The sequence below is a fragment of the Streptomyces sp. NPDC020731 genome (assembly GCF_044334705.1).
Taxonomy (GTDB): Bacteria; Actinomycetota; Actinomycetes; order Streptomycetales; family Streptomycetaceae; genus Streptomyces.
The window spans coordinates 362,935-373,815 of the sequence record NZ_JBIRTN010000001.1 but is presented as its reverse complement, the minus strand read 5'-3'; the positions used below and the strand labels follow the sequence as shown (position 1 = coordinate 373,815).

The 10,881-nt window shown below is 72.1% G+C and carries 10 protein-coding genes and 1 riboswitch; of the genes, 8 read left to right on the top strand and 2 right to left on the bottom strand.

Annotated elements, in window-relative coordinates:
* Positions 1-29 precede the first annotated feature (29 nt).
* The 8 genes from ACH4VX_RS01705 (at position 30) to ACH4VX_RS01670 (ending at position 8,969) form a co-directional block, all read left to right on the top strand.
* Entirely contained in the window at positions 30-725 is a 696-nt protein-coding gene (locus ACH4VX_RS01705; RefSeq protein ID WP_398365036.1) for a TetR family transcriptional regulator, read from the top strand.
* Between the two features lie 227 nt (positions 726-952).
* Positions 953-2,365, top strand: a complete 1,413-nt coding sequence (locus ACH4VX_RS01700; RefSeq protein WP_398365035.1) for an endo-1,4-beta-xylanase — start codon at positions 953-955, stop codon at positions 2,363-2,365.
* Positions 2,366-2,467: 102 nt separating this feature from the next.
* A riboswitch (cobalamin riboswitch) is annotated at positions 2,468-2,606 on the top strand.
* A 106-nt stretch (positions 2,607-2,712) separates the two neighbouring features.
* Positions 2,713-3,936 (top strand): prenyltransferase/squalene oxidase repeat-containing protein, encoded by a 1,224-nt coding sequence (locus ACH4VX_RS01695; protein WP_398365033.1) that lies wholly within the window; start codon positions 2,713-2,715, stop codon positions 3,934-3,936.
* Positions 3,933-4,571 carry an SCO2322 family protein gene (locus ACH4VX_RS01690; protein WP_398365031.1) on the top strand — a complete coding sequence of 213 codons (639 nt, stop codon included), beginning with the start codon at positions 3,933-3,935 and terminating at the stop codon, positions 4,569-4,571. Before ACH4VX_RS01695 ends, ACH4VX_RS01690 begins: the two co-directional genes overlap by 4 nt.
* Entirely contained in the window at positions 4,561-5,754 is a 1,194-nt protein-coding gene (locus ACH4VX_RS01685; protein WP_398365029.1) for an energy-coupling factor transporter transmembrane component T, read from the top strand. Before ACH4VX_RS01690 ends, ACH4VX_RS01685 begins: the two co-directional genes overlap by 11 nt.
* Positions 5,751-7,412 (top strand): ABC transporter ATP-binding protein, encoded by a 1,662-nt coding sequence (locus ACH4VX_RS01680; protein ID WP_398365027.1) that lies wholly within the window; start codon positions 5,751-5,753, stop codon positions 7,410-7,412. Before ACH4VX_RS01685 ends, ACH4VX_RS01680 begins: the two co-directional genes overlap by 4 nt.
* Positions 7,409-8,245, top strand: a complete 837-nt coding sequence (locus tag ACH4VX_RS01675; protein ID WP_398365025.1) for an ECF transporter S component — start codon at positions 7,409-7,411, stop codon at positions 8,243-8,245. The genes ACH4VX_RS01680 and ACH4VX_RS01675 overlap by 4 nt, the downstream gene beginning before the upstream one ends.
* Before the next feature lie 304 nt (positions 8,246-8,549).
* Positions 8,550-8,969, top strand: a complete 420-nt coding sequence (locus tag ACH4VX_RS01670) for a transglycosylase SLT domain-containing protein (protein WP_398365023.1) — start codon at positions 8,550-8,552, stop codon at positions 8,967-8,969.
* Positions 8,970-9,049: 80 nt separating this feature from the next.
* Here the strand turns inward: ACH4VX_RS01670 and ACH4VX_RS01665 are convergent, their stop codons facing one another.
* Both ACH4VX_RS01665 and ACH4VX_RS01660 read right to left on the bottom strand, forming a co-directional pair.
* Entirely contained in the window at positions 9,050-10,558 is a 1,509-nt protein-coding gene (locus tag ACH4VX_RS01665; protein ID WP_398365022.1) for a DUF4246 domain-containing protein, read from the bottom strand.
* Between the two features lie 45 nt (positions 10,559-10,603).
* Positions 10,604-10,879, bottom strand: coding sequence for a hypothetical protein (locus ACH4VX_RS01660; RefSeq protein ID WP_398365020.1), 276 nt, complete (start codon positions 10,877-10,879; stop codon positions 10,604-10,606).
* Positions 10,880-10,881: the final 2 nt, after the last annotated feature.

Sequence of the window (10,881 nt, the reverse complement as noted above, 5' to 3'; positions counted from 1 at the left end):
ACCCTCACCGACTGTCACGGACGGGACCCATGCCTACGGAAGCCAACAGGGGCAAGGCGGCCAGGGCAGCCACGACGGACGGGGCGGGCAAGGCGGCGGCGACGGGAGCCGGCACCGCGCGGCCCACCCCGGCCTCGCCGCTCACCGAGCGCCAGGAGGCGCGCCGGCGCCGCATCCTGCGGGCGTGCGCGCAGCTGGCCGGCCGGGGAGGATTCGACGCGGTGCAGATGCGCGAGGTCGCGGAGTCCTCACAGGTGGCGCTCGGCACGCTGTACCGCTACTTCCCGTCCAAGATCCATCTCCTGGTCGCGACCATGCAGGATCAGCTGGAGACCCTGCACGGCACGCTGCGGAAGAAGCCGCCGGCCGGTGCGACCCCGGCCGAGCGGGTCGCGGAGACCCTGATGCGGGCCTTCCGCGCGCTCCAGCGGGAGCCGCACCTGGCCGACGCGATGGTGCGCGCCCTGACGTTCGCGGACCGCAGCGTGAGCCCGGAGGTCGACCAGGTCTCCCGGCAGACCACGAGGATCATCCTGGACGCCATGGAGCTCACCGATCCCACGCCCGAGCAGCTCTCGGCCGTCCGGGTCATCGAGCACACCTGGCACTCGACCCTGATCACCTGGCTCTCGGGCCGTGCCTCCATCGCCCAGGTCAAGGTCGACATAGAGACGGTGTGCCGCCTGATGGACCTGACGGCCCCGAAGAGCACCGACGATCACTGACGGCCACTGTCGAAACTTTCGCCGCTTTTCCGTTAATGCTGGTAGCGGGCTCCCCCTGTACGGACCCTCACGCGTCGATGACTTCCTCGTGTGCGAATGATTGACCACCTCTCCGGCGACCCGTATCGTCTCCGCAGAAATTCGGAGCCGAGTCCGAAACTTTCGTTCGACCGTACAGCAGCAATCCCGCCCACCCGCAGCACGGGACCCACCGGAGAAGGGATGACATGCGCATGATCGAAAAGCGAACGAGAACGAGAGCCGGAGGCGACGGCCCCGCACGCGGCCGACTGCGCGCCGCCCTCGGCGCCACCACCACCGCCCTGCTCACCGTCACCGCGCTCGCCGCACTCCCCCAGACCACCGCCCACGCCGCCGACACCCTGGGCGCGGCGGCGACCGAGAAGGGCCGCTACTTCGGTGCCGCCGTCGCCGCGAACCACCTCGGCGAGGCGCAGTACGCCGCCACGCTCGACCGCGAGTTCAACTCGGTGACACCCGAGAACGAGATGAAGTGGGACGCCGTCGAGCCGAGCCGCGGCTCCTTCAGCTTCAGCCGCGCCGACCAGATCGTGAACCACGCCCGGAGTCAGGGCATGGACGTCCGCGGCCACACCCTGGTCTGGCACTCCCAGCTGCCGAGCTGGGTCTCCGGACTGGGCGCGACCGACCTCCGGTCGGCCATGAACAACCACATCACCCAGGTCATGACCCACTACAAGGGCGAGATCCACTCCTGGGACGTGGTCAACGAGGCGTTCCAGGACGGAAGCAGCGGCGCCCGGCGCAGCTCGCCCTTCCAGGACAAGCTCGGCAACGGCTTCATCGAGGAGGCCTTCCGCACGGCCCGCGCGACCGACCCGAACGCCAAGCTCTGCTACAACGACTACAACACCGACGGCGTCAACGCGAAGAGCAACGCGGTCTACGCCATGGTCAAGGACTTCAAGTCCCGCGGTGTGCCGATCGACTGCGTCGGCTTCCAGTCCCACTTCAACCCCAACTCCCCCGTCCCCGCCGACTACCGGGCCAACCTCCAGCGCTTCGCCGACCTCGGGGTCGACGTGCAGATCACCGAGCTGGACATCGAGGGCTCGGGCCAGGCCCAGGCCACCGACTACGGCAACGTCGTACGGGCCTGCCTCGCGGTGACGCGATGCACCGGCATCACGGTGTGGGGCATCCCGGACAAGTACTCGTGGCGGTCGAGCGGCACCCCCCTGCTGTTCGACGACAACTACAACAAGAAGCCCGCCTACGACGCGGCCCTGAGCGCCCTGGGTGGCACCACCGACCCCGACGACCCGGACGACCCCGACGACCCGGGCACCCCCGGCGCGGGCTGCACCGCCACCTACACCACGGCGGAGCAGTGGGGCAGCGGGTACAACGGCAAGGTGACGATCACGGCCGGCAGCTCGCCGATCACCGGCTGGAGCGTGAACGTCACCATGACGTCCCCGCAGAAGGTCCTCTCCGTCTGGAACGGCTCACCCACCTGGGACAGCAGCGGCAACGTCATGACGGTGCGCCCCAGTTGGAACGGCCCGCTCGCGGCCGGAGCCTCGACCAGTTTCGGCTTCACCGTGAGCGGCGGCGCCTCGCCCCCGCCGCAGGTCGGCGCCTGCACGGCTTCCTGACCCGGCCCACCCGCACCCGTACTCCCCTTGCCGGGGGTGCGGGTGCGGTGCGCGTCTCCCGGCCGACGTGACCCCGCTCACCGAAGCCACCCCCCGGCCCCTTCCCTACGGGCGGGTAGAGTGTCGGCGTCGTCATCACACCGTACGGGGGGAAGCCGGTGCAATTCCGGCGCTGACCCGCAACCGTAAGCCGCCCCCGAGGCGGTGAGCCGGACTGCCCCGCACGGTTCGTGACCGGCTCACGTGCCCGGCGCTCCGCCGGGCACGGCACCGTCGAGGCATACGGAGCCGAGCCGCCGGGGTGTCCCGCGCTGCCCGGCCCTCCGCAGGGAAGGCACCCGCCGATCATGAATGTTCGCCGCAGCGCAGCGGTCCTGGCCGCCGTCGCCGTGATCGGCGCTGCCACTCCGGCCGCCGCCGACGCCACCCCGTCCCCGGCGCCGTCCACGGCGCTCCCCTCCGCCCTGTACGGCGACAGCGACCCGCAGTACGACGGCGTCTGGCGCCAGTCGCTCGCCCTGCTCGCGCAGCACACGGCCGGCGTCGAGCCGTCGAAGGCGGCCGTCGACTGGCTCACCGGGCAGCAGTGTGCCGACGGCTCCTTCGCCCCGTACCGCGCCGACACCACCAAGGCGTGCGACGCGAAGACGATGGTCGACACCAACCAGACCTCCGCCGCCGTCCAGGCCCTCGCCGCGCTCGGCGGACACGACGACGTCACGAAGAAGGCCGTCGACTGGCTGAAGTCCGCGCAGAACAAGGACGGCGGCTGGGGCTACACGGCGGGCGGCGCCAGCGACACCAACTCCACCTCCGTCGTCATCGGCGCCCTCGCGGCCGCCGGTGAGAAGCCGGCCGAGGTGAAGAAGGACGGCAGGTCCCCCTACGACGCCCTGCTGAAGCTGGCGCTCCCCTGCGAGGGCGACGGCGCGGGCGCCTTCGCCTTCCAGCCTGACAAGAAGGGCGAGCTGGTCGCCAACGCGGACGCGACGGCGGCGGGCGTGCTCGGCTCGCTCGGTGCGGGCCTGGTCGTCGAGCCCGGCGAGGACGGTACCGGGGAAGCGTCGTGCGAGAAGGCAGGCGACCCCGGGCAGGCCGCCGCCAACGGTGCCGCGTACCTCACGGACGCCCTCGCCGAGGACGGCCACCTCACCTCCGCCCTCGCCGGCGCCGAGGACCAGCCCGACTACGGCAACACCGCCGACGCGGTGGTCGCGCTCGCCGCGCAGGGCGCCGGCGAGCAGGCCGGGAAGTCCCTGACCTGGCTGGAGAAGAACGCCGCCGACTGGGCGGCACAGAGCGGCCCCGCCGCCTACGCCCAGTTGATCTTCGCCGCCCACGCGACCGGCGCCGACCCGCGCGACTTCGGCGGCGCGGACCTGGTGAAGCAGCTGGGCGCGACGGGTCCGGCCGCCCCGGAGAAGACGACCGAGGCGAAGAGCGACGAGAAGAACGACAAGGCCGAGTCGGACTCCGGCCTCAGTGTCTGGTGGTTCGTCGGTGTCTGCCTGGTCGCCGGCATCGGCATCGGCTTCCTGATCAGCGGCCGTACGAAGCGGCAGCAGCCGTGATCCGCCGGGCCGCCGTACTGTTCCTGGCCGCGCTCCTGCCCCTGCCGGCGGGCGCGGGCCGGGCGGAGGCCGCCGGCTACCGCTACTGGTCGTTCTGGGAGCAGGACGGCACGGCATGGACGTACGCCAACCAGGGCCCGTCCCTCGCCCGCCCCGCCGACGGCGACGTCCACGGCTTCCGCTTCTCCGTCAGCGAGAACTCGGCCGACGCGGTGAAGCCCCGCGGCACCGCCGACTTCGACACCATCTGCGCGAAGACCCCGGCTGCCGACGGCAGGAAACGCGTGGCCCTGGTCATCGACTTCGGCACCCCCACCGACGCCCCCTCCGGCGAAACCCCGCCGGCCGGCCGCACGGCGTGCGCCCGGGTCCCCGAGGACGCCACCACGGCCGAGGCCCTGGCCTCGGTCGCCAAACCCCTCCGCTACGACACCAACGCCCTGCTGTGCGCGATAGCGGGCTACCCGAAGACGGGCTGCGGGGAACAGGTCTCGGCGGACGAGGCCCCCGTTCCCGCAGAGAAGAAGACCGGGTCGGACGGCTCGGGCCCGTCGATCGGCCTGGTAGCGGGAATCGCCGTGGTGGCCCTCCTCGGAGGAGCAGCGATCTGGCAGGTACGCCGCCGTGCCACGTGAGCGCGGGCAGTCGTGCCGCTCGAGCGGAGCCGAGAGCGGGGGAGGCACCCGGCAAGCGCCGGCAGAGCAACCGACCCCCGGGCACGACCAACGGCACCGCTCCCAACTCCACCCCGGCGCCTGGTGGCTCTGGGCCCTGGCCCTGGGCACCGCGGCCACCCGCACCACCAACCCCCTCCTCCTCACCCTGCTCATCGCCGTCTCCGCCTACGTCGTGGCGGCCCGCCGCCCCCACGCCCCCTGGTCCCGCTCCTACGGCGCGTTCGTCAAACTCGCCCTCGCCGTCCTCCTCATCCGCCTCGCCTTCGCCGTGCTCCTCGGCTCCCCCATCCCCGGCACGCACGTGCTCGTGCACCTCCCCGAAGTCCCCCTCCCCCACTGGGCCCAGGGCATCCGCCTCGGCGGCAAGGTCACCGCCGAGGCCCTCACCTTCGCCCTGTACGACGCCCTCCGTCTGGCCACCCTCCTCATCTGCGTGGGCGCCGCCAACGCCCTCGCCAACCCCTCCCGCCTCCTCAAATCCCTCCCCGGCGCCCTGTACGAACTCGGCGTGGCCGTCGTCGTCGCCCTCACCTTCGCGCCGAACCTCATCGCCGACGTCCAGCGCCTGCGCGCCGCCCGCCGTCTGCGAGGCCGGCACGACAAGGGTGTCCGCGGCCTGCTCCAGGTCGGACTCCCGGTCCTGGAGGGCGCGTTGGAGCGCTCGGTCGCCCTCGCCGCCGCGATGGACGCGCGCGGTTACGGCCGTACCGCCGAGGTGCCTCCCGCCATCCGCCGTACCACCGCCGCCCTCACCCTCGGCGGCCTGCTCGGCGTCTGCGCCGGAACGTACGGACTGCTCACCGCCGCGGGCGGCACCTACGGCCTCCCCGTCCTCCTCGCCGGTGTCACCGCCGCCCTCGCGGGCCTGCGGCTCGGTGGCCGGCGCACCCTGCGCACCCGCTACCGCCCGGACCCCTGGGACACCCGGGCCTGGCTGGTCACGGCGTCCGGAGCCGCCGTGGCCGCCCTCCTGACCCTCGCCGCCTCCCGCGACCCGGCGGCCCTGCACCCCGGCGTGGTCCCGCTCGTCGCACCCACGCTCCCCCTGTGGCCGGCGGCGGCCGTCCTGATCGGCCTGCTCCCCGCCTTCGTCACCCCCGCCCCCGAGCTCATGGACACCCGCAAGGAGCCGACGACGTGATCCGCTTCGAGAACGTGTCGGTGACGTACGACGGAACGGCGGAACCCGCCGTCCACGGCGTCGACTTCGAAGTCCCCGAAGGTGAACTGGTGCTGCTCGTCGGCCCGTCCGGCGTCGGCAAGTCGACGGTGCTGGGCGCGGTGAGCGGCCTGGTCCCGCACTTCACGGGCGGCACGCTGCACGGCAGGGTCACGGTCGCGGGCCGCGACACCCGTACCCACAAGCCGCGCGAACTCGCCGACGTCGTCGGGACGGTGGGCCAGGATCCCCTCTCCCACTTCGTGACGGACACGGTGGAGGACGAACTCGCCTACGGCATGGAGTCGTTGGGCCTCCCTCCGGCCGTGATGCGCCGCAGGGTCGAGGAAACCCTGGACCTCCTCGGCCTCGCCGGCCTCCGCAACCGCCCCATCGCCACCCTCTCCGGCGGCCAGCAGCAACGCGTGGCCATCGGCTCGGTCCTCACCCCGCACCCCCGGGTGCTGGTCCTGGACGAGCCGACCTCCGCACTCGACCCGGCGGCCGCCGAGGAGGTCCTGGCGGTCCTCCAGCGTCTGGTCCACGACCTCGGCACCACCGTCCTCATGGCGGAGCACCGCCTGGAACGCGTCATCCAGTACGCCGACCAGGTGGTCCTGTTGCCGGGCCCCGGCGAGCGGCCGTGGCTCGGCGCCCCGTCGGAGGTGATGGCGGTCTCCCCCGTCCACCCCCCGGTGGTCGGCCTGGGCCGCCTCGCCGGCTGGTCCCCCCTCCCCCTGACGGTCCGCGACGCCCGACGCAGGGCGGGCCCGTTGCGCGACCGCCTCGCCGACCGGCGACCGCCCGCCCGGGAACCCGCGCCGCCGGCACCGGCCCCCGCCGCCCGGCGCCTGTTCCCGCGCAGGAAGCCCGACACGCCCACCCCCGCCCACGTGGCCGAGGTCCGCTCCCTCGCCGTCCGCCGGGACCGTGTCCAGGCCCTGCGCGACGTCGACCTGACCGTCACCCCCGGCGAGACGATCGCCCTCATGGGCCGCAACGGCGCCGGGAAGTCGACGCTGCTCAGCGCGCTCGTGGGCCTGGTCGCGCCCTCCTCGGGCTCGGTCCGCACCGGCGACGCGGTCCCCCACCGCACCCGCCCCCGCGACCTGGTCCGCCGCGTCGGCCTGGTCCCGCAGGAACCCCGCGACCTCCTGTACGCCGACACGGTCGCGGCGGAGTGCGCGGCCGCCGACGAGGACGCGGGCGCCGAGCCGGGCACCTGCCGCGCCCTGCTGACCGAGCTGCTCCCCTCGGTGGCCGACGGCACCCACCCCCGCGACCTGTCCGAGGGCCAGCGCCTGACCCTCGCCCTGGCGGTCGTCCTCACCGCGCGCCCGCCCCTGCTCCTCCTCGACGAGCCGACCCGCGGCCTGGACTACGCGGCGAAGGCCCGCCTGGTGAGGATTCTGCGCGGACTGGCCGCCGAGGGCCACGCCATCGTCATGGCCACGCACGACGTGGAACTGGCGGCGGAACTCGCCCACCGGGTGGTTCTGCTCGCCGAGGGCGAGGTGATCGCGGACGGCCCGGCGGCGGAGGTGGTCGTGGCGTCCCCGTCCTTCGCCCCGCAGGTGGCGAAGATCCTGGCCCCGCAGCACTGGCTCACGGTCTCCCAGGTCCGGGAGGCACTGCGGTGACCGCCGCCAAAAGCCCGCAGCGCCAGACCCGGGCCATCCGCCTGGGCCCCCGCTCGTGGGCAGCCCTCACCCTGGTGAGCGCGGTGGGCGTGGCGGGCGTCGGCTGGCCCTTCCTCGCCCCGCCCGCCTCCACGCTGAACGCCCACGCGCAGGACGCGCCGTGGCTCTTCGCGGGCCTGCTGGTCCTGCTGGTGGCGGTCGTGGCGGCGACGATCTCGGAATCGGGCCTGGGTCCGAAGCCGGTGGCGATGCTCGGCGTCCTCGCGGCGACGGGGGCGGCCCTGCGCCCCATCGGCGCGGGCACGGCCGGCCTGGAGCCCATGTTCTTCCTCATGGTCCTCAGCGGCCGGGTCCTCGGTCCGGGCTTCGGCTTCGTCCTCGGTTCGGTGACGATGTTCGCGTCCGCCCTGCTCACGGGCGGTGTCGGCCCCTGGCTGCCGTTCCAGATGCTGTCGATGGGCTGGTTCACGATGGGCGCGGCCCTGCTGCCGGGCGCCGACCGGCTGCGCGGGCGCGCGGAGCTCTGGCTGCTCGCGGTGTACGGCTTCCTGGCGGCCTTCGCCTACGGCACGGTGATGAACATGGCGGGCTGGCCCTTCATGGCGACCGGCGCCTCGAACATCTCCTTCGACCCGGACGCGGCACTCCCCGCCAACCTGGCCCGCTTCCTGGCGTACTGCCTGGCCACGTCCCTCGGCTGGGACCTGGGCAGAGCGCTGGTCACGGTCGCCCTGACCCTCGCCCTCGGCACCCCGGTCCTGAAGGCCCTGCGCCGCGCCACCCGCCGGGCGGCCTTCGAGGCGCCGGTCACATTCGAGGAGACCCCTCGGTGAGTCCCCGCACACGATCCGTGACCGATGCGGTGAACCACCCCACATGACCGGCATCACATACGACCCGACACCGTAGCGGCGTACCGGGGCCCCGCGGGGGCAGCCCCGCTTCTCGGACCGGCCCCTCCGACCATCGGTAGTAAAGGGGGCCTTTGCGGGCAATTCCGAGATTTGTTTCTGTGGAGCAGTCGCCAGGCGCCAACACCCCCACGGGGTCGCGGCGCCGACGCATGCCCCCCGCCGCACACCACGGCATCCGGCACGGCGTAGCGCGACCGCCCTGATCCCGACCGAAAGGCCGCCTGTGTCCGCCGCTTCCCTCCTCCGCACCGTCGCCGCCCCGAAGAAGACCCTCGCAGGTGCCGCCCTGGTCGCCGCCACCTGCGGCACCCTGATCGCCGCCGCGCCCGCCCAGGCCGCGACCACGACGAGCGCTTCCTCGGCCCAGGCGACCGCGAAGAAGATGATCGGCAACTCGGCCGAGTTCCAGTGCTTCTCGAAGATCGTCCAGCACGAGAGCAGCTGGAACCCCAGCGCCACCAATGCCTCCAGCGGCGCCTACGGCCTGGTCCAGGCTCTGCCCGCCTCCAAGATGGCCTCGGCCGGCTCCGACTGGAGGACCAACCCCGCCACCCAGATCGAGTGGGGCCTGGACTACATGAAGGACCGCTACGGCAGCGCCTGCGACGCCTGGTCCTTCTGGCAGGCCAACAACTGGTACTGACAGCCCCGCACCCCCTCATACCGAAGGCGGCGACCCCACGATCCCCGGGGCCGCCGCCTTCGTCTTCCCGCCTCAGCGCCTCAGTGCTCGCAGAGGGAGAACTCCCGTTCGTAGAGCTGCTCGTTGTGTTCGGCGACGAAGAACTTGCGTTCGTGCATGAGCTGTTCGCGGTACTTCTTGGCCTGTTCCAGCGTCATGGTCGAGGTGTCGGCCCAGGGCTGCTGCGGCGGCACATCGGAGGTCGAGACGATCGTCTCCGACGGGTCGACCAGGAAGAACGCGAGGATCTTGCGATGTCCCGGGCGGGTGGGGTCCGCGAGGCGGAACGAGCCGACGCGGTGTTGCAGGACGTTCGGGAACGCCAGGCAGCGGCCCGCCGGGGTCGGCGCCGATCCCAGCATCTGGTTCAGTGCGTCCTCGTCCTCCAGGCCGTAGACCTCACGCAGGCCGTTGTCGTCGTTCTGTTCGTAGTTCGGGTCGTCGAGTGCCGCGCGGAAACCCAGCCGGCTTTCGGTGATGTTCTCGCTGTCCCAGTAGTAGATGCCGGTCGAGACGATCCGCTCGTTCAGCATCCCCTCGACATGCCAGGAGCCGCCCGCGTACTCGGGCTCGTCCGGGGTGAGATGAATGGTGGCGAGCTTCACGATGACCTGGAGACGACGGCCGCGCAGGTCGACCCGGTCGGATTCGCCGGGCGGTTCGGGCGGGGTGAAGACCGGGGCGTCCGGGACGACCGGACGGCGGTTCTCCCACCAGTTCTCATGGGCCTCCTCCCATGCCTCGAGGGCCTCTTCGTAGGTCTCGTCACCGCTGTAGGAGGACTTGGCCGGGTACTCCGGCTCCGAGTCGTACCAACCGTAGGGATCGGCCTCGATCCGCAGGGGTCTCGGACGGCGCAGACCGGTGAGCACGTTCTCCCACAGCGGGCGGAAGCGCGCGAACAACTCCGGCAGAACGGAGGCCAGTTCGTGGTGGGTCTCGGGGTGGACGTTGTTGACGTACGAACGGAAGGTGACATCTCCGTCCTCACTGACGTCGACGTCCGTGGGCAGCCACTGGAACCTCTCCGAGAACTCGTACTTCGAGTAGCGGTCCGTCGAGTTCCGCCAAGCCCGCTCGGGCGCCCCGCTCACCTCTCTCACCAGGCAGAACAGTGAGGGATGCACCAGATCCAGGACCTGGCCGCCGGATCCGGGATGCCAGTCCCGCTCCGCTTCGGGGACCTGCTCCAGAACCCGGACCGCCTCACGCAACCGGGACCTGAGCTTGTCGTCGACCAGCGTGTCCGACTGCCACACCCCGTCGACGGCGGACACCTCGACGCCGGTTCGCCCGTCCCGCAGCGCGGCGTAGTACCGGAGTTCGTCGAGCACGTAACGGACCTGCGCTTCGGTGAGGCCCTGGGCGACCGCTTCTTGCGTCCACCTGCCGACGATGTCGGCATCGTTCATCTTGTCGAACCACCCCGGCTTCGCCCGAATGTGTGAGCTGCATTGCATCATCTGAAGTTCCCGCAGCGTTCGGGGTGTCGCGAACGATATGGAACGGGAAGCGTGAAAGGGCAGCGGGAAAGCGGACAGGCCGGTCAATTCTCTTGTTCCTCACAGTCGGTGCGCGGTGGCGGGAAGGATACGTCAGCGGACTGACACCGCAGCCGTGGTCCCTGTCGTCGCCGGTCCGGGAGGGCCGGCCAGGTTCCAGCAGGTGGTCGCGTCCGCCGTCTGTTCGGTGTCGGCGGGGCCGACCAGGGTGATCAGGACGCCCTGTGCGTCGACGACCGGGCGGCACACCAGGTCCCGAACGAGCCGGCCCCTGCAGCCGGACGGGCGCTCGAAGTCCTCGTCCGTGAGGCCGGCGACCGCGCGACCCCGTACGCCCGCCCGGCGGTAAACGCCCCCGCCCCGTTCCACGT